This window comes from Candidatus Methanomethylophilaceae archaeon (assembly GCA_017524805.1).
Lineage (GTDB): Archaea > Thermoplasmatota > Thermoplasmata > Methanomassiliicoccales > Methanomethylophilaceae > Methanoprimaticola.
The window spans coordinates 124,574-144,268 of record JAFXUX010000033.1 but is presented as its reverse complement, the minus strand read 5'-3'; the positions used below and the strand labels follow the sequence as shown (position 1 = coordinate 144,268).

The window sequence follows — 19,695 nt, the reverse complement described above, 5'->3', positions numbered from 1 at the left end:
AGTCAATCTCTCGCATCCGTTTCTGTGCCAATCCTAAAATAAGCATATTGACATGGGGGGCCGAGGCGAGAGGATGCCAGAGGCCACTTTCAATATTCTTGGCAGTTCCATTGGGAAAGATGCTCTGCAGTGCGGCGCAGAGGGTTATGAGATAAAAGGATGTGTCATCGGAGTCAATCCGCTTTTCATTTCTGAAGGGGAAATGGAGGTTCTGAATTCCGATAAGGCAGATTGGGTAGTCGTTGATACCCAATACCTTTCATGCGGGGTCGAATCGGACGCGTCCGCGGAAATAACAGCTTTGGCTAAGTATCTCAAGAAGAATTGGCGCAGAAAGATCATCATAATCTGTGCGCGCCCGTCTGCCTATCTCATGGGCGAGAATGCCGTATATCCGATTCCAGATTTTATGGGATCCAGTTTCTCCGACGGCGCGGCGGCAAAACTGTTGGATGAGGCCAACGGTTATTCTATTACTCTTCCTTTCGATTGCATATCCAGGGATGGGAAGCCGTTCCACTACATCCCTCGCATATTGGAATACATCAGGTCATCTATCGACGTCATCACCGACAAATACGACAGGAATGCCTTGGATTCTCTGTCCGCCGGATGCTCCGGAGATATCGGCTCGATCCTCAGCGATACGGCAGCAGGCACGATAGCCCTCAGGAAAGCGTATGCGGAGGCGGTCTCCGAAGGGAACAGGGCAGATGCATGCTCCGCCTGCGTCGAGCTCATCGAGAGGGGAGATGTCGCATCGGCGTGCGTAATGGAGCAAGCCTATAAGATGGCGGTCAAAGGCAAGGTCAAACTCGACACCCGCATCGGTTGGCTGAGAAGATTGGATTCGATGGGCATGATGTGGGCTAAATACAGCCTTTTCAACGCGCTCTGGAAGAAGGGGACCAAAAAATCAAATAAAGAGATGATAGAGCTCATCTCGAAGCCTGCCGAAGAAGGCGATGGAATGTCCTGCAGATTGCTCGGTCGCGCTTACCTCAATGGAAAGGGCGTGAAAGCGGATCTCAAACAGGCTGAGAAGTACCTCAGGACGGCCGTCGATCTTAAGGTGCCTCTTGCAAGAAACGATCTGTTTGACGTGCTCTGGAAGGTCGGTACTCCCGAGTCTTACAAGGAAATGATTGAGATCATAGAGGTTCCCGCATCCAAATCCGAGCCCGGCGCTCTCGCCCGCATGGGGCGCGCATACCGCGAAGGCAAAGGCGTTCCCGCCGATCCCAATAAAGCGCTCGATTACCTCAAGAGGGCAGCTTCCCGCAGCAAGACATTCGTCAAGGAATACGAGGCCCTTAAGAAATCATCCTGAAACAATCCCCGGGTTTCCCCGGAGTTTTCAATCTTCTTCTGGCCCTATCCCCAGAAGGTTCATCACCCTCAGGGTAGGGCCATCAATCTCTGTGTCAACCATTTTTTTGGACCCAGGCATTCTGACGGTCCTTATGCTGTCCAGCATTTCGATCAATTCTTTGTAGGATAGGGTTTTGTTTAGCTTGTATACGTTCATTTTGCGTTCGATCTCGCACTTTATGATCAACGCTATGAATTGTATGAATATGCGGCTGAGATAAACCTGCTCTGTCGACAGGTTGATGGAATTGCTGTCATATTCATTCATCATTCCATTGAACATGTCTGTGATCATCTTCCTTTGGAGGAATGGGATGAGAGCCGAGACCGGATTGCGCGTAAAGTTGGAGATGTACACCGAATAGCCGGCATTGTTGCTGTGCTGCATGATTGCTTGGCTGTTGTATTCTGCGATTGTGCAGTCGTTCTCCTCTCTCGTGAGAAGGTATTTGTCATAGATGTGCTGGTGATCCGGAATGGGATTCCCGCTTTCGATCTCATACCTGCAGTTGTTGACGATCGTGAGGAATGCGGACAGATCATTCGCCGCGCGGTTTGGATCGTAACAGATGTGCGTATAGTATCTTTTTCCGTTGTAGTGATTCATGAAGGTCTCGATGAAAAGGAAATTCCCGAACACCATCCTTCCGTTTTCGGCGTTTGCTATGGATTTAGAAACTTTTTCTGTCAATTCCTTCACGAATTCGTTGTCCGGGAGGACGCGCACGATAATGTTGCTTCCCGCGTACGCTATCAAAGACGCGTCGAACACGTCTCCTTTCTCTTCGTCAAGAAATGAGGTCAGCTTGCGGAAGCTCTCTCTTCTGACGTCATAATCTCCGTATACGTGGCCTGTGGACAGGCTGGACAGCTCATAGCAAAGGGGTATGTCATTTTTAGTCGTGAAATACAGTTCCATCTTCGTTTTGTATTGCCTGTCATCCGGCTCTATGCCCAAGTTTTTGGCATAATTCGTCATGTCATCGCTGGATTCTCTGAAGATTATCGTGTCGACATACACTTCGTCTGGTTGGAGGCGCAATCTCCAGAGAGTGAAGAAAAGCGATATTGCGTTTGAATCGATGTTTTTCAGCAGCTCGTTGGTTTTTTCCGGCGTCATTATCTTTCCGTCAGGGGTCTTGTGGGTTTCGCACCAATGGTGGCAGAATTGCAGCTCGTTGTTGTTTGCCGCCACATAATAGGCTAAAGTGGATATTTTCTTCCAGTCATCGGGAAAGCAGAGGGACAAGACTTCGGAAAGTTGGAGCTCCTTGGATACCTCTTCGAAGAGTTTTGTGACGTATCTGGATTTGATCCAAGGGGTCTGTTTGGGTTTGGAAGATCTATTCGGAACGATTTTTCCCGTGTCAGGATCGAGGTGGCCTATGCATTTCCTTTTGCAAATGCATTTTTTCTTTTCGGGATCCCAGACCGACTCGTTGAGATAAGCATATATAGTATTGGATTTGGAATTGCGGAGATAGACGATGGAGGACATGCTACTTGTATAACGATTAAATTATACATATAATAAACCTGTTATACATATGATATGTTGATTAATCATTTTATTAAGTCTCGTAAGATTCGATAGCCAGACATCTTAAAAAAGCGAATAATAATGTTTTTGGATGATTATGTCATATTTTTTCCGCCATCAAAAAATTTATAAGCATTATAATTATGGGCGCAAGAAAAAATTTTGCTATCGGTTATAACCTACCAAGTAGATGTTTATCCAACCGCTTTAATGAGGAGGAAAACAGAAATGATAAGCATCGAAGGCGCGGACTTCACAAAAGTCCTAAGGCGTTACGACATCGATCAGCAGGTGGAGCTCACCCCTGAGGAAATGGCAAAGAAAATGCTCCCCAAGGATGAGGTTTTCAAGAAAGTGGCCGAAGAAGTCCTCTACATGAGGCTCAAGACCGTCGGACCGGTCGTCATGGAGGCTCTCAAATCGAGGGACCCGCTCGACGTCATCAACAACGGTCTCGTCGCAGGAATGGAATGCGTCGCGAAACTGTACGCGGAGCACGTCTACTATCTCCCCGAGATCATGATGGCCGCCAAGACCATGGAAATCGGGATCGCCATCGCTGAGAAGCAGGTTCCCGGAGGAAGGGAGTCCAAGGGTACTGTAGTCATGCACGCCGTCGAAGGTGACCCCCACGATATCGGAAAGAACATCGCCGCTGTCATGGTCAGATCTTCCGGATACAATGTCATCGATCTGGGACGTGATGTGCCCGTCGCGGACTTCATCGACAAAGTCGTGGAATCCAAGCCTATCTTCGCCAGCGGAACCGCTCTGATGACCACCACCATGGCCGTGTTCCCCGTGGAAGCGAAGCTCCTTCAGGAGAAGGGAATCAACATCCCCCTGATGGGATGCGGAGGAGCCGTCAACAGGGAGTACGCCAACTCCTACGACCTCGGAATCTATTCCGAGAAGGCGCCTCAGACGCCCTTGATCGCGGAGAAGATCCGCCAGGGATACGACTGGAAGAGAGTCAGAGAAGAGTGGGACGAGATTGTAAAGGGGTGATTTGAGATGGCAGTTACTAGATACACAAGAATGGCATACGATAGCGCGGACGACATGGTCTTCGGAACCGCGAAAAAGCCCGTTTCGTACGGCTTCGGAATAAAGATCGGTGCGGGATACGTCATCCCCGAGGTCAACTATGCGCCCAGGCCCGGGACCGAGAAAGACCCTGCCAAGCTCAGAAGAGAGTATGTCGATTACATCAGCAAAGACATCCTCGAGAGGGCAGTCACCGCCGGATTCCCCAACGTCCAGCTTGAGACCGAGTGGGTTTCCCAGATGAACCAGGCAAAGCTTTCCGCTCCCGTCGTCGCCGGCCAGAAGGAGATCTGCGAGAAATACCACGAGGAGTACGGGCTCAACTGCGCCGTCAGGCAGACCATCCCCGACCAGCGTGAAGCCGACGCCGGTCTCCGCCCCGGAATGGATTCCGTCCACGCCTATCCCGAGAAGCTCTTCGAGTGCGCGGACATCGCATGCGAGAACGGCTGCGACAACCTTTCCATAGAATCCGTCGGAGGAAAAGAGTTCGCCGACTACGCCGTCACCAACGGAGACATAGTCGCGTTCCTGTTCGGAGTAGGATACCTCGGTTCCATCGATATGACCTGGCTCTGGCAGGAGCTCTCCAACATCGCCAAGAGGAACAGATGCATCGCCGGAGGAGACACCAACTGCTCCGGAGCGAACGTCTCGATGTTCATGGCAGGAGGAATGCTCGACCAGGATGTTCAGAGGACCTTCTCCGCCGTCACCCGTGCCATCTCCTCCGCCAGGACCTTGGCCGCATGGGAGTCCGGAGCCATCGGACCCGACAAGGACTGCGGATACGAGGGACCCATCGTCAAATCCATCGCCGGAAAGCCCACCGCCCAGGAAGGAAAGAACTGCCAGTGCGCCCACTGCGACCTTCAGGGAAACCTGATGGCTCAGTGCTGCGACCTTTGGTCCAACGAGTCCGTTGAGTACCACCCCGAGTTCGGAGGGACTTCCGTCCAGTGCTGGTTCGGATCTCTGGGATACGAGGCCGCTCTGATGAACACCGCCATCCAGACCCACCAGGAGAAGACTCTCAGGGACCTTTACATGTACGCTGACAGATACAGAGGCCCCGAAGGCTATGTCCTTGCCTATGACCACGCCTACGAGATCGGAAAGGTCATCGCCGAGAACGGAAATGACCTTTATCTCAGGTCGAAGGCAGCGGGAATGAAGGCCGTGGAGATCCTCCTCAAGGGATACGAGTCCAAGGAGCTCGGCCTTACCGCGAAGCAGCTGGACACCCTCCAGGACATCAACAAGAAGCTGTCCGCCCTCCCTGACGACACCGACAAGTTCGTCGATTACTGCGTCAAGGAGTACAAGGACGTCGTCCCCAACTTCAGCATGAAGAACTACGGCCTCTGATGAGGTCATCGTCCCTCCTAGGTATGGGAGGGACGAGCTTTTCAAACCGTTTATTCTGTTGTCATTCTCATTTCTGGCCGACTATCTTTATGATATGATAGCCGAACTCGGTTTTCACAGGCCCGACGATGTCGCCGGTCTTTCCTTCGAAGCACGCCTTCTCGAACTCCGCCACCATGTCTCCGCGGCTGAACCATCCCAGGTTCCCGCCTTTGGATTTCGAAGGGCATTTGGAGAATCTTTTGGCCAGATCCTCGAAATTCTCGCCTTTTTCCAGACGGGCCATGATGCTTTCCGCGTCTTTTGCGTTTTTCACGAGTATGTGTGAGGCATTCACGCTTTTTACTGCCATAGCCACCGTATCGCGCAGGTTGATGATAATTATGGTGTGGCAAAAGTTATCTATGCACATACGAATCGTGGGGGAGGCGTTTCATTATGGGAAAGGTCACAGTAATAGACGGAAATCCGTGGAAAATCAATCTGATTGTATCGGCGGTAATCTTCGCCATAGGGCTTGCCGTGGCCATAGGTGGGAAAGGGTCTTTGGATCTCGTTATCATGGTTGTTGGCGTCCTGATCATCATCGGAGCAACGCTATCTTTGGTTGGAACTTTTAATAGCGCATCATCAGGCATTGGAATTTTGATATCTGTGGTAGGCATAATTCTGGGCATAGCTTTGCTGGCCGCTCCGAATTTCTTCCGCGACATTACGATGGCTGTTCTGGCCATTGCCATATCAGCCATGGGTGTCCTGTATATCCTGGGGTCAACGTCGTTCCCGAGCACAGCCGTAAAGATCGCCGGCATCGCTATAGGGGCACTGATGGTAATAGTGGGCATCATCATGCTTTTCAATCTATCATCCGCGGCAGACGTCATCATGATTGTGGCAGGCATACTGCTCATGGCGTTCGGTATCGTCGGGATGTATTCCGCAATCTCTTCCAGATGAGCTGGTGGCGGGGTTTCCCGCCATTCATTCACCAAGTACTTTTTCGCAGCCATCTGGGCTCTATTGCCCTTCTCTCTCGGAACGTTCTTCGCAAAGGCCGATGTTCCCAACCTAACGTTTCATCCGCATCTGAAGGCAGGTATCGCCGCTCTCATCATACACGGCCGAACAGGGTTGCCGTTCCTCGGTTATGCAATGATTTTTGGACTCGTCTGGCGTTCGTCAATCAGAATTATATATCGTTGCACGATGTGGTTTTATCAGTTATGAGTGATGTGCCAGCGTTGAGATCGCCCATTTCTGGGGTCAAAGCGAAACTCCAGGAATTGTACAGCTACAGAAATGTGATGAGGTCACTCATAGAGAAGTCGCTGTTCGGGAGATACAAGAATTCCTTTCTGGGATTCGCTTGGCATTTCGCTACGCCCGTGATTTACGTTGTGCTCTGCTATTTCATAAGCGCTGAGGTCAGGGATAGGCCCGAGAATTATTGGGTCCTTATCGCAAGCGGTATCATGGCATACCATATGCTCATCTCCGGCATAGCAGGAGGAACCAGCGCATTCACAGGCAATAAGGGGATAATAAAGAAGATGTACGTCCCCAAGGAGATCTTGGTATTCACCAAGACGACCGTAAGCCTGATTATAATGATCATAGGGTACGTGTTCATCATCGCGGGAATTCTGATCAGCGGATACGGAGTCAATTTCCTGGGGTTGCTGATGCTTCTCCCACTTGTCGTGGCGATGTATTTCTTCTGCGCAGGATGTACGTTGGCCCTGTCTTCCATCACGGTTTACGTTCCGGATGTACAGTACCTTCTGGGTTCCATGGGTTTGGTGTTCTTCGTTTTCACCCCTATACGCAAGCTCGCATCAAGCGCGACTGGGATCGTAAGCACGGTATATTGGTTCAATCCTCTGACGTATTTCTTGGAATGCTTCCATTCCGTAATTTATCTCAAGGAGATCCCTGATCTGGGCATGTATGCCATGTGCTTCCTTTTCGCGATCATCGCGATGCTCATAGGGATTATTGTGTTCAACTATCTTAAGCGTGGATTTGTGGAGAGGTTGTGATGAAACAAGGGAATGCCATAGAACTGAAGAACGTAAGCAAATCATTCAGGCTGGAGGTCCGCGACGATTCCTCGAAAGGATTGATCAGGAAGAACAAAACCTCTACCGTCAAGCACACCGTCTTCAGCGGCATCAATCTCGAGGTGAAGAAGGGGGAGATCCTTGGCGTCCTTGGAAGGAATGGAAGCGGAAAGAGTACCCTTCTGAGCATCATAGCCAAGATTCTGGAGCCGGACACCGGAACGGTGGAGGTCGACGGAAAGGTCGCGAGCATCCTCGCTTTGGGCATGGGATTCCAAGGGGACATGTCCGGAAGGGAGAACATCTACCTCAAGGGGGAGCTTTATGGCTTCAGCAGGAAGCAGATGGCCGAGAAGATAGATGGGATCATAGAATTCTCGGGCCTGAAGGAATACATCGACAACCCTCTCAAGACTTATTCCTCCGGTATGTCGGGAAGGCTCGCCTTCTCGATCATGCTCCACGTGGATGCGGACATAATGTTGGTGGATGAGGTGCTGAGCACCGGAGACGCCACATTCTCGGCGAAAGCCAAGACCGCTTTCATGAACATAATCAAGAGCGGGAAGACCGTCGTGTTCGTGTCCCACGGAATTTCCGCTGTAGAGGACTTCTGCACCCGCGCGGTATGGATCGAGAAAGGAAAGATCGTGGCCGACGGCAAGACGAAGACCGTCTGCGCCAAGTACATGAGGGCCATGACGGAATCCTTCGAGATAATCTACGACCAAGCGGTCGGAGGCGTTTCTGCAGCCCAATATACGCTTGCGCTGATGTATCGCGATGGGAAGAAAGTCGAAAAGAATGACGAGCTCTATCGCGAATGGATCAAGAAGGCTGCGGAGCAAGGCCATAGCGAAGCCCAGGTCTTGTACGCCGATATGCTGCTGGAATCGGAATCGGAAGAGGATCGCGGAGAAGCTTTCGTCTATTATCAGGCGGCGGCCTCCAAAGGCAACTCCAACGCCCGCATGAAGCTCTCGGCCCTTTCCGGAGGGGAAGAATCCGATTCCGAGAGGGTTGAGGTCATCGAAATCTGCCGCCAGCTGGCGGAGTCCGGAATTCCGGCGGATGTTCTGAGATACGGGAACGTGCTGCTGAGGACGGCATGGAATGAGGACGACCGTATCCTGGCGTATTCGCAATTCGTCAAGGCTGCGGAGGACGGCAGCCCAGATGCTCTCTACCAGATGGCCATAATGTCCAGGGACGGCGTCGGAACCGTCCATGACAACGAAAAATACATCGAATACCTTGAGATGGCGGCGGATGCCGGGCATTCCAAGGCAATCGCCGAGATCGCCGCCATATACCGCGAGGGAAAGCTCGTGGATCAGAATCTGGCGAAAGCGTTCGATTATTACCTGAAGGCCGCCAGAGGCGGGAGCGCACAAAGCCAGTACAGGGTGGCCTGCATGTACAGGGACGGGGAAGGCACCGAAAGCAACAAGGAGAAATCCGACAGGTGGTTCAAAATCTATTCCCATGCGGCGATAGCGCCTTACCAGTACATCTTAGCCGACACGATCTCGTCGCGCTTAGAGATAGATGCCAATCCCGACGATCTGATCAAGAAATCCGCTCTGAACTACAACACAAAAGGTATCGTTCAGCTCGCTTCGATTTACAAGAACGGCAGCTCTCAGTTCTCCAACGTCGCCCAGGCCAAGGAATGCTACCTCATGGCCGCCGAAGTTTCGGCCTCCAGCCGCCTGGCGCTCGCCGACATGTATTATGAGGGGCTGCTCTTCGAGCAGGATTATAAAAAAGCTGCGGAGATATATTGCAAGCTGTCCTATGCGCTCGACATGACGAGGTGCTACCGCTTGCATCTGATGTACAGGGATGGCATCGGCGTGGATAAAAACGCTGAGAAAGCAGATATATATCTTCGTCGCGCAGCCATCAAAGGCCACCGCCAAGCCAGGAAAACTCTCGGGATGGACTCGTAAATCCGTCCCGTTTTTAAAACGCGGTTTCGAAGCGTTCGAGGCCGCAATTCCTTTTATTTCTGTTGGATGCAATGTCTTATTATTTATGAATTGATATGGTTAAGCCATGGATGCATTCGACTATGTGGTTGTCCAGGCTGGAGGCAAGGGAACTCGCCTCAAAAAATATACCAGAAACAAGCCCAAAGCTCTGGTGCCCATAGACAATAAGCCACTCATACTCCACCTATTTGACAAATACAAAGGCAAGAAATTCATCGTAATCGGGGATTACAAAGAGGATGTCCTCAGAAAATACCTGAACATCTATCCCAAAGAGAAAAGGGTCAAGTTCATCTTCGTCAGCGCCGACGGTGAAACCGGCACCTGCGCCGGAATCAGGAAGGCACTGGCCTACATCCCCGAGGGAGCCAGATTCGCGCTCACCTGGTGCGATCTGCTCCTCGCCAAGGAGACTTCAGTCCCTGATTCCGACGGGAATCTCATCGGCACAACGGACAGTTTCAGCTGCAGATGGTCATTCAGGGACGGGGCTCCGGTCGAGGAGAGGAGCGATCGCGGAGGCATCGCCGGGTTCTTCGTTTTCAAAGACAAAAGCGTCCTGTCCGATGTCCCCACTTCCGGCGAGTTCGTTCGCTGGCTCTCGAAGTCGGAGATCGCGCTGAAATCCTTCGACCTGAAGGGAGCAAAAGAGTTCGGGCTGTACGAGGACATACCGTCGATCGAAGGCGGCAAATGCAGACCATTCAATTCGATCGAAATCGATGGCGAGGGCCACATAGTCAAGAAGGGCATAGACGCCCAAGGTCAGAAGCTCGCCAAAGATGAGTGCGCATGGTACGAGGCGGTCAAGGGTTTCGAAGGCATCCCGATACCCAAAATCTATGAGTCCGGCCCTCCGATCGTGATGGAGAAGGTTGACGGGAAGAACGTGTTCGCATACGATCTCACCCGCGACCAGAAGCTCGAAATCCTGAAGAAGATCGTCGACAGCCTCAAGCATCTGCACAGCTGCGGAAGCGCTCCGGCCGACCCGTTCAGCACGAGGAAGAACTATTACGACAAGACCATAAGCCGCATAAGCGAGGTCAGGGACCTGATCCCCCACGCCTACGACAGATACATAACGATCAACGGGAAGAGGTGCAGGAACGTCTTCTACTGCATGGAAGAGCTTGAGAAGAGGCTCTATGAGATTTCCAACAAGCCCTTCGCCATCATCCATGGGGATTGCACCTTCTCCAACATGATCCTCCGCAAAGGCACCGATCCGGTGTTCATCGACCCCCGCGGATACTTCGGGGACACCAAGATCTACGGGGATCCCGCATACGATTGGGCAAAACTCTACTACTCGATCGCAGGCAACTACGACAAGTTCAACCTCCGCAAATTCGATCTCACCATCGGCGACGATATAAAGCTGAGGATCGAGTCCAACGGATGGGAGGACATGGAGGGGGAGTACCTCAATCTCATCTCCGATGAGATCAACGAGAGGGATCTCAGGCTTCTCCATGCGGTGATCTGGCTCTCCCTGACGACGTACGCTTGGGAGGATTACGACTCCATATGCGCCGCGTTCTACAACGGCCTGTGGTATCTCGAGGACGCGATGGGAGACTATTTTGACGGCATAATGGAGACAGTCAACAAATCCGTGGACTCCATAGACAGGGACGTTTTCTACAGGCTCGTCAACGACGTCTGCTGCACGCTTTCCAACGGCAGGAAGGTCGTCATCACTGGTCTCGGGAAGAACGCTCCTATCTGCGAGAAATTCGTCGGCACGATGCTGTCTCTGGGACTGAATTCGACATTCCTGCATACCAACACCGCGGTCCACGGCGATCTCGGTACGATAAGGAAAGGGGACCTGATCATGATCCTCTCCAAGAGCGGGGAAACCTCGGAGTCCAAGCGCCTTCTCGATTACGTCAGGGACAACCTCGGCCGCGACAACTCGATCTGGACCATGACATTCGAAAAGGACAGCTATCTGGCCAAGAACTCTCCCAACACCCTCACGATTCCGCTGGATCACGAGGGCGACGATTGGAACAAGGTCCCTAACAATTCGACTACGGTGTATCTGATAGTCTTGCAGGCCCTGGCAATGAACGTCGCCAAGAGGAAGGGCGTGACCTACGACGACTTCATACTCAACCATCCCGGCGGAGCGATCGGGGATGCCGCAAAAAAGCAATAAACTGACTCTTTCCCCCTTGGGGAAGACGTGGCTCCTGGATATCGACGGTACCATCGTCAAGCACAACGGGTACAAGATAGACGGCCACGACACATTCCTTGAGGGGGCCCGCGAATTCCTCGCAGGGATACCGGAAAGCGACAGGATCATTTTCCTAACATCCCGCGAGGATTGGTGCATGCCTCAGACCGAGGAGTTTCTGAGAGCGGCAGGCGTAAGGTATGATCGCATCATCAACAACCTCCCATATGGGGAGAGAATAGTCGTGAACGACCGCAAACCTTCTGGCCTGGAAGTTTCGGTGGCGGTCAATCTCAACCGCGACCAACCGTTCGATCTGGAATATGAGATAGACGGCAATCTGTGATATCACTCGTTGCCGCCTTCTTCCTCTTCTTTGGGGTGCCTGTCTTCCCATTCGCGCAGGAGCATCAGGATTTTGTCCTTGAGCTTCAGGAATTCGATGCCTTCGTATTCGAACTCTATGGCATCGCTGCACAGGCCCATGTCATTGAGGCTGAAGTAGCTGATGTTGGTCCCCTCTCCCCAGTACTGATGGGGCTGGTACACGATGATCTTGCATATGTCGAATGAGCAGATGACTTCGCACAGACCGCTGCGCGATGACACGAGGAATCCGGCATACTCGAAGAAATCCTTCATTTCGGAGTATTCAGGGAAGAGCTTCGTGGTGCCGTATATGACGTCATCGTCTTTGTCGCAGTTGGTGCATACGGTGTACCCCATCCGCTTCATGTCGTGGACAAGCTCGATCCAGAACCATGTCGGAAGCATGTTGAGGGTGTTCACGTAAGGGGCTATGACGATGGTCTTCCCCGGAATGAGGCCGTTGTCTTCGAAGAACTTTTTCACCTTTTCCGATGCGTCATCGAATTTGGGCGGTTCGCTCCTCATGTATTCGTTGCCGAATACTCCCGCTCTGTACAGATCATGGAAATTGATCCCGTTGTAGTTTCTCAGGTGATCTGATATGCCCGTGACCGAATTGGGAGGGTCAGGATGGAGCACAAAGAGGTTCAGCGCGGAATATCCAGCCACGTCGCCGAGGATGATCATCTGGTCCATCTCGGTCTGGGACAGGTTCTTGACGTCTTCGAATCCGAAGAGCTTGGCAACTTTGACGGAAGACCCTCCTACGACGCACACAGTGCTTTCTTTGACGCGATCCGGGCCTATAGAAGCCGCTAAGAGCCTTGTGGCAAGGTACACGTCTCCCGTCCCTCTGTAGGGGCACAGATACGTGATGCCGTCTTCCCTGCTGTTGGTCACGCGGGAATACAGTTTCCACCATTCGCCGAGTTTTATCTTGAAGTACACGTGCTGGACGAAGTTGGTGGAATCCTTGTTCATGATCTTTTTCAGGAACGCGATGAATTTCCACTTGAAAGGGGTAGGCGCCGGTTCAGCCATCACATACCCTCCTTCATTATGTCGAGGACTTCGTCGTCCATCCCTTTGAAATCGAACCCGCGCCTGATTATCCTGAACGGAATCAGAAAATAGACGCCGATTGCGATTATCTGCTCGACGGTCATGCCTCTTACGCCTTTGAAACGGATTGCTGTGCGTCCATCCGGTTTGTCCAAAGAGACGACGGTCATTTCCATCTCATTCCTCCTCAGGCTGTAGAGCGCCAGCAACCCGTCCATTTCCTCTTCGCTGACCGTGATTATGTCTTTGATCTTCGGGGTGAAATAATTGGCTGACTTGGCGACGCCGTTGTTGGATGTCACGATGACTGCGGTCTTCTTCAGATTTCTTACCAGGAATTCGTCCAGATAGAGGAGGCCATAGAAATTGACCTTCGTATCGGTATCGGGGAAAAGGACTATCTTCGAGGAACCATCGGCAAGCGGGGCTATTTTGTCCTCATACACCCGTTTTCCGATCTTGCATCTCTGGTTTGCACGCCAGATTTGCCCTTTGAAGTAGTTCTTGTCTTTGATGGAAATCCGCTCCCTATCATTCACCGATCTTGGCGAATTTGATCATCGGGTATGACTGGATGCTGGCGTTTTGGGGTTTCCATCCTATTGTGTAGATTGTGATCTCCTGATCCTCGGGTATGCCGTCGAATATTCCGATGCCGAAATAGGGGCTGCTGTCAGACATGAAGTAGATGCTCTTCAGCGACGTGCAGAAAGTGAACTCGTAGTCTCCGATAGTCCTCAGGTTGGCCGGGAACGTTATGTTGTGGAGCTTCTTACAGTTGTGGAATGCCTGATACCCCACGTCGGTGATGGTGGACGGTATCTGGATGTCCTCCGCATAGGGGCAGTCATAGAACGCTCCCGCCCCGATGTTCAGCATCCCGGGCTCTATGACGATGTGGTGGATTCCGGACGCGTATTTGTGCCATGGCGCGATGCATTTGTTGTCGACCACCATGATGTCCATCTGCATGTTGGATCCGGCGATCCCTCTGATGGTCAGAACGCCGTTCTCTATCCTCCACTCCAGCGATTCCATGTATCCGAACACATCGAAGGATATCTTGGCGTTGTCTCCGATCGTCTCGTCGTTGAAATACTCGTAATTGATCCAGTCCTGCCCTTTGATCGTTATGATCTTCGCGCCGGGGACGGTATCGAAGAGATGCTTCCCAAGCATCGGGGGCTTCTCCGGGAGCATATACAGTATCTCCAGAGAGGTGCAGAAGGTGAACGCGTAATCGAAGATGATTCTGACCTGCTGCGGGACGGTCAGGGATTTGAGGCTCCTGCAGTTGTGGAAGGCCTGCATTCCGATGACTTCGATGGTCGGAGGGATTTTGACGTCGGTAAGATAGACGCAGTCGAAGAACATTCCGCAGTTGATCTCTTTGAATCCGTCGTTGAGGGTGGCCCTGTGGATTCCGGTCCTGTATTTATGCCAAGGAGCTGAGCAGACGTTGTCTTTGACGTAAGGCTTGTATTCGTCCGAGTAGTCCTTGGACATGGTGAGCCTGAGGTTTCCGCCGCTTATTGCCCATCTGATGTTGCCGTCTTTCCCATCAGTCTCGAAGGTTATCTTGGCGTTGGCGCCGATGTTGCCCTCATCGAACACTGTGGAGTCGACGCCGAGGCCATCGATGGTGATTATGTTCTCGCTTCCGGCGAACGTTTCGAAAACGCATTTGCCCACGCTGATCGGTTCCTGGGTCCTGAATTCGACCCTCGTCAGAGAGGCGCAGAAGGTGAACGCATAATCGCCGATGGTCTTGACGGATTCGGGGAATGTCAACACCTTGAGCATGCTGCAATTGTGGAAGGCTTGGAATCCCACTGATTCGACGGTATTCGAGATGGAGATCCTCTGCAGCTTATAACAATCGTAGAATGCGCCGGCACCTATTTTCGTGATTCCGTCGAGTATTTCGACGTCCGTAATCTTATCCCTCTGTGCGTACCATGGGCTGAAGCAGATGTTGTTTTGGACGTAATCGATCATGGCGCCGTCTTTATCCGGCTCTATCATCAGGGTGCCGTCCTCAATTCTCCATCTGATGTTGTCCGTTACCGTGTATTCAGCCATTAGCAGCGACTCCTATAGATTAACCATAGACGCATTAGCAATATAAATTGAACCCCATTTTTGTCGCTGATAATACACTCTGAACTGTCTGGATGCCAGAGTTCTGGGGTCTTCATCGCTGTCTGCCCGTTATTTTTTGGAATTGCCGTCGTAGGGCCGCTGACGCTGGGATTATTATATATTCCCGATTATATCAGCGTTGCTTCAGATGATGAACATGCGCACAAACCATTCAGAAAGTGAATTCTCGCCGACCATATCCGAACCGGCCGGCCGCTTTTTGCCGCATAGGCTGGAAGGCTGCGCATGACATCCGGTTTCCCAGAGGACTTCGATGTCGGCAGATTGCCGGAGTATGTGTCATTCGACATTTTCGACACTCTGATAGTCAGGCCTTTTCTGAGGCCTACTGATCTTTTCAGGTATATGGAAAGCATAGGCGCAGTTCCAGGAGGCTTCGCGGAATCCCGCATAAGGGCTGAGGCCGAAGTCCGGAGGAGATACCGCAGGGAAGTCTCTTTGGCTGAGATCTATAGCGTTATGCCGGACGAATACCAGATGCCTGACAAGGAGATCGAAGCGGAGAAATATGCCTGCCACGCCGATCCCGAATCTCTGGGGGCATTCAAGAAGGTCCTGGAAAGCGGCAGAAAAGCCATCATAATATCGGATATGTATCTGCCACAGGAGGTCATAGCCGAAATCCTGAGCAACAGCGGGATAACCGGCTATTCGAAGCTGTTCGTCTCGGTAGAAATGGGAGCTACCAAGTACGATGGGGATCTGTATCCTCTCGTTCTCAGCGATCTGGGCATATCTGCGGATCAGATAGCCCACATAGGGGACACCAAACGCCCGGATATAGACATGGCTTTCGCGAACGGCATCAGAGGGATCAGATACGTCAGGATGGCGGACAGATATTTTGCCGAGCATCCTTACGTCAAAGAATTCGTCTCTTCAAAGGATCTGGACCGTTCGGTCATCGTCGGAATGGACATGTTCCGCTGGAGCGGGATTATCGGGGAGAAGCGCGACGACGTCTTCGAGCTGGGATTCAGGTTCGGTGGGCCCATGGCGGTCGCCTATTCGGATTATATCATCGGTGCCACCGAGAAAGATTCCAGACTGCTTTTTGTCGCCCGCGACGGATACAATCTGATGAGGGTGCTGCCAATATTGGATCCCGAAAGGAAGGATCTCCGTTACATCAACGCCCAGAGAATCCTGTCCTACGTGTTCACAGACTCCCACATCCCGTACGGCCCTCTCGAGCTGCCTGGTAAGCTCCTCAACAGGTTCGTATTCCAGAAGATAGTCAGCTGGGCGAAATACCTGCTGGAGTTCTTCGAAGAGGTTCTGGGTATAGACGGCATACCGGAAGACCCGTACGAACTCGTGGCGCTGTACAACAGCCGCATAGATCAGATCGATTCCCTCCGCCGCGCCGGCGCCGAGGATTACAGGAAATATGTGCTCTCGTTCTTCGGGCCAGAGGACGTCCATCTGGTGGATTGCACGACGATGAAGTTCACGTCCCAGAAACTGATCGAGACCATGGCCGGGAGGAAGGTACATGGCCATTATTTCGTCAGTCTGGCCGGATCGGACATGGATTACGATTCTTTCCACATCCGTGACAGGGCTGTCTTCGGCTGGTCCCGCATCAACGTCCCCGAGTTTTTCATGAGTTCCCCGGAGCTTCCTGTCACCGGCTGGAAGGATGGGGAGGCTCTGTTCATGCGCGATCCACCCAAGTGGGAGTCGGACCGCTGCGCCATGTACGGCGGAATCACGGATGGCGAATGCTGTTATGCCCAGCAAATGAAGGAAATCCATCGCCTCGGAATCCCGAAGATGGGGTATGAAGCGGTTACGAAGTGGTCCATGATCTCCGCGGATAGGATGTGCCCATATCGCCCGGTATTGGACGGCATCAGATGGGCCGCCGGACCTGACCATTCGGATTGGTCGCCGCTCATCCCGGAGCTGAAGGACATCAGGTTCTTGGCGAAGAGGATGGCGACCGATTTCATCTCGAAAATGAACGAGATGTGATCGTCGCTTCTTTTCCGGAGGGCTGAATATCCTGCCGGACCTGTAGAAAAACGCGGCGAACCAGAATCTTATGAGAAGATAATATGCCAGGGGGAATACCTTCTGGAATCCTCCCTCCAAGAGGACCTGGGCTCCGCCCGCCCTTTTCAGCATGTCCATGTATTCGGGGCTTTCGACGAACTTCAGGAACGATCTGAGAGACATGTGGCCCGATGATCTGATGCGGAGCAATGCGAAGCGCCTTTTCAGGAATCTCTCGTTCGGGAAGCCTTCCACGTATCTCTCTAAATCGTTGTACCTTTCTATCTCCACGCGCCCTCTGCGGTCTTTGTCGCTGTTGCAGATGGACCCCGGCGTCGCAACCATGTATTTGTAGAGGGGTTTGGTGTTGTAGCAGACTTTCTTGGAGTTCAGGAGCGTCTTGTACGTGAACTCGATGTCTTCGCATATACCCTCTTCGAAGTCGATGCCGAATTCTTCGGCCAGATCCGCGCGGTACAGCATCGACCAGGAGGCCACCGGGTATCTTTCCGTTGACCTGAGGATCGCTGCTTCCTCCCCGGTCATGCAATGGATTGCGTATTCTCCCTCATCCTCTTCGAACGGGGTGCGCTCTGTGGAATAGATGAAATTGCATCCTGCGACATCCGCTCCGTATTTCTCGGCGATGGAGGCCATCTCCTCGAGGTAATGCAGGGAAGGCTCGTCGTCCACGTCCAAGAACCAGAGGTACTTCCCTTTAGACATTTTTTTGCCGTAGTTCTTGGAGCCTCCCAAAGCTCCGGTATCGGGGTATTCCACGGCTATGGCGTTGGGCATCTGGGATGCCGCCTCCCGTGCTTTGGCCAGGGATGCGTCGACGCATTTGCTTGAAATGACGAATATCACTTCGATGTCTTTGAACGTCTGCCTGCGCACATAATCGGAGATGTGGCCGATATAAAGCTCCCCGTTCAGCACCGAAATTATCACGCTTACTTCGGGACGGGTTCCGCTTTCGTTCGCAGGCAGTTCCATGATACGACCAAACGCTGTTCATATTTCAGATGTTCGCATCCAACGAGGCCGATATCTTAGCCGCGGATTCCATCCCGGCTCCCTCGGCTATCCAAAGGATCGGCGCCGCGGCGGTCTTCGGCCTGTTTCCTACTCCGCATTCCGAGAAATATCTTACGTCTTCGAACAGGGTTTCGACGGTCCTTATCAATGCGTCCCCTCCGTTCTTGTGGAGGTACGCCCTGACATCCGAATTCTCCATGCCGCTGATGTCTTTCTTCGAGGCCACCATGGCGAATCTGATCGGAGCGGGCTCTCCGGGAGCGATCCCTCTGATGGTGCTGAACATCCCGTAGAACGAGTTGAACGCATCTATGAGGTCCGCCATATTGGTTCTCGCGAACCTGGGGTCGAAGACAAACACGATTCCGTCGGTGTACTTGTAGTACTCTTCGAACAGATCTTTGTCTTTTCTCGCCAGGAATTCCGAGCCAGATATGTCGCTGTACACTATTTCGGAGCCGGTCCCAGATAGGGGTTTGAGGAACAGGCATTCGGAATTGACGGCCCCAGGCTCGGTGGGATGCGCCGAATCCCTGCATGCGATGATATCGGGGGATAGGCCGGCGGTCGGGGTCTCAGATGTTATGTCTATCTTTTTGGCCGCAGCCATTATCATCTCGGCGGACGCAAGCATCAGCGTGGTTTTCCCGGCGCCAGACGCACCCGCCAGGGATATGCAGACGGGGTATGATTCGCGGGTTGGGATGAGCTGGAGGCAATGCGGGCATTTGGTCTCAAGCATCCCCCTTGTGCCATGGGTGCAGGGAATCTTGCGGCCTTTGTTTGTAGTCTGGCATTTTATGCCGTATTTGCCGGGGATCGGATAGTCTATCATTTCGCCGTCGCTTACGACCAAGGGGCGGGAGAATTTCCTTCTGCAGCTGGGGCAGACGGCGAATCTGGTGGAGGTTCTGTATTCCAGCCTTTCTTTTTTCCTGGCTTTGGATATGGAATGGGATACGACCGCCCAAGCTATGGCGAAGGGGATTATCAGCGCGACGGAGATGATCGCGGACCAGACGGCATAAAGGGGCAGGGCTATGATCGGGGCGACCGCATAGAATTTGTTCCTTTTCCATGCCGAGCTGATGAGGCCCCAAGGGGCGGCTACGCATCTGAGGGGCGCATACGGACGGTGGGTCCACAGGTATTGGACGCGATTCTGGTCTCCGAGGACGTCCAAGGGCTCCGACGTGAACATTCCTGCGGCGGAAAGCGCGAATCCTATTATTGCCACGTATAAGCCCCAGGGCTGCTCCGAAAGCAATCCGCTGTAAGGTCCAGACAGTTTGGCGATCCCGGGGATGACGGTCGCAGGTTCGCTTCCGAACGTCATGATCGTAAGGAACAGCGCCAATCCGGCGTAGACAAGAGCGGGGACGTAGATAGCCGTTATGATTGTCTTGTTCGCGGTTCCCATCACGCGGAGCCGCTTTATCGGCCCAGGGTTTGACTCGCCTGTTTCGTCCGTTTCGCTCATAACCCGTAATATGCGCG

General features: G+C 52.5%; 16 protein-coding genes. 8 read left to right on the top strand and 8 right to left on the bottom strand.

The features are described from left to right. Window positions 1–73 precede the first annotated feature (73 nt). On the top strand, window positions 74–1,330 hold the full coding sequence (locus tag IKP20_07345) for a sel1 repeat family protein (GenBank protein MBR4504767.1): 1,257 nt from the start codon (window positions 74–76) through the stop codon (window positions 1,328–1,330). Window positions 1,331–1,357: 27 nt separating this feature from the next. On the opposite strand, the gene IKP20_07340 is transcribed toward IKP20_07345, so the two are convergent. Then, window positions 1,358–2,869: a hypothetical protein gene (locus IKP20_07340; GenBank protein ID MBR4504766.1), complete on the bottom strand. Its 1,512-nt coding sequence runs from the start codon at window positions 2,867–2,869 to the stop codon at window positions 1,358–1,360. Window positions 2,870–3,139: 270 nt separating this feature from the next. Between IKP20_07340 and IKP20_07335 the strand changes: the two genes are divergently transcribed. Together IKP20_07335 and IKP20_07330 are read left to right on the top strand one after the other, a co-directional pair. After that, on the top strand, window positions 3,140–3,919 hold the full coding sequence (locus tag IKP20_07335) for a cobalamin-dependent protein (protein ID MBR4504765.1): 780 nt from the start codon (window positions 3,140–3,142) through the stop codon (window positions 3,917–3,919). A gap of 6 nt (window positions 3,920–3,925) precedes the next feature. Next, entirely contained in the window at window positions 3,926–5,326 is a 1,401-nt protein-coding gene (locus IKP20_07330) for a methanol--corrinoid methyltransferase (GenBank protein ID MBR4504764.1), read from the top strand. A 67-nt stretch (window positions 5,327–5,393) separates the two neighbouring features. Here IKP20_07330 and IKP20_07325 read toward each other — a convergent pair whose 3' ends face one another. Beyond that, window positions 5,394–5,663 carry a peptidyl-prolyl cis-trans isomerase gene (locus IKP20_07325; GenBank protein MBR4504763.1) on the bottom strand — a complete coding sequence of 90 codons (270 nt, stop codon included), beginning with the start codon at window positions 5,661–5,663 and terminating at the stop codon, window positions 5,394–5,396. A 101-nt stretch (window positions 5,664–5,764) separates the two neighbouring features. On the opposite strand from IKP20_07325, the gene IKP20_07320 reads away from it, so the two are divergent. The 5 genes from IKP20_07320 to IKP20_07300 all read left to right on the top strand — a co-directional run bounded on the left by IKP20_07320 (window position 5,765) and on the right by IKP20_07300 (window position 11,914). Continuing rightward, window positions 5,765–6,283, top strand: a complete 519-nt coding sequence (locus tag IKP20_07320) for a DUF308 domain-containing protein (GenBank protein MBR4504762.1) — start codon at window positions 5,765–5,767, stop codon at window positions 6,281–6,283. Window positions 6,284–6,549: 266 nt separating this feature from the next. Further along, complete coding sequence (locus IKP20_07315) at window positions 6,550–7,365, top strand: ABC transporter permease (GenBank protein ID MBR4504761.1); 816 nt, start codon at window positions 6,550–6,552, stop codon at window positions 7,363–7,365. Then, window positions 7,365–9,338: an SEL1-like repeat protein gene (locus IKP20_07310; protein MBR4504760.1), complete on the top strand. Its 1,974-nt coding sequence runs from the start codon at window positions 7,365–7,367 to the stop codon at window positions 9,336–9,338. The genes IKP20_07315 and IKP20_07310 overlap by 1 nt, the downstream gene beginning before the upstream one ends. A 106-nt stretch (window positions 9,339–9,444) precedes the next feature. Further along, complete coding sequence (locus IKP20_07305; GenBank protein ID MBR4504759.1) at window positions 9,445–11,547, top strand: SIS domain-containing protein; 2,103 nt, start codon at window positions 9,445–9,447, stop codon at window positions 11,545–11,547. Between the two features lie 16 nt (window positions 11,548–11,563). After that, window positions 11,564–11,914: a hypothetical protein gene (locus IKP20_07300; protein MBR4504758.1), complete on the top strand. Its 351-nt coding sequence runs from the start codon at window positions 11,564–11,566 to the stop codon at window positions 11,912–11,914. A gap of 2 nt (window positions 11,915–11,916) precedes the next feature. On the opposite strand, the gene IKP20_07295 is transcribed toward IKP20_07300, so the two are convergent. The 6 genes from IKP20_07295 to IKP20_07270 all read right to left on the bottom strand — a co-directional run bounded on the left by IKP20_07295 (window position 11,917) and on the right by IKP20_07270 (window position 19,678). Beyond that, complete coding sequence (locus tag IKP20_07295) at window positions 11,917–12,978, bottom strand: hypothetical protein (protein MBR4504757.1); 1,062 nt, start codon at window positions 12,976–12,978, stop codon at window positions 11,917–11,919. Next, a complete protein-coding gene (locus tag IKP20_07290; protein ID MBR4504756.1) occupies window positions 12,978–13,538 on the bottom strand; it encodes a hypothetical protein in 561 nt (186 codons plus the stop codon). Before IKP20_07290 ends, IKP20_07295 begins: the two co-directional genes overlap by 1 nt. After that, window positions 13,531–15,081 (bottom strand): leucine-rich repeat domain-containing protein, encoded by a 1,551-nt coding sequence (locus IKP20_07285; protein MBR4504755.1) that lies wholly within the window; start codon window positions 15,079–15,081, stop codon window positions 13,531–13,533. The genes IKP20_07290 and IKP20_07285 overlap by 8 nt, the downstream gene beginning before the upstream one ends. A gap of 360 nt (window positions 15,082–15,441) precedes the next feature. Beyond that, window positions 15,442–16,017: a hypothetical protein gene (locus IKP20_07280; GenBank protein ID MBR4504754.1), complete on the bottom strand. Its 576-nt coding sequence runs from the start codon at window positions 16,015–16,017 to the stop codon at window positions 15,442–15,444. A gap of 24 nt (window positions 16,018–16,041) precedes the next feature. Further along, a complete protein-coding gene (locus IKP20_07275; protein ID MBR4504753.1) occupies window positions 16,042–18,156 on the bottom strand; it encodes a glycosyltransferase family 2 protein in 2,115 nt (704 codons plus the stop codon). Between the two features lie 25 nt (window positions 18,157–18,181). Then, a complete protein-coding gene (locus IKP20_07270) occupies window positions 18,182–19,678 on the bottom strand; it encodes a hypothetical protein (protein MBR4504752.1) in 1,497 nt (498 codons plus the stop codon). Window positions 19,679–19,695 lie beyond the last annotated feature (17 nt).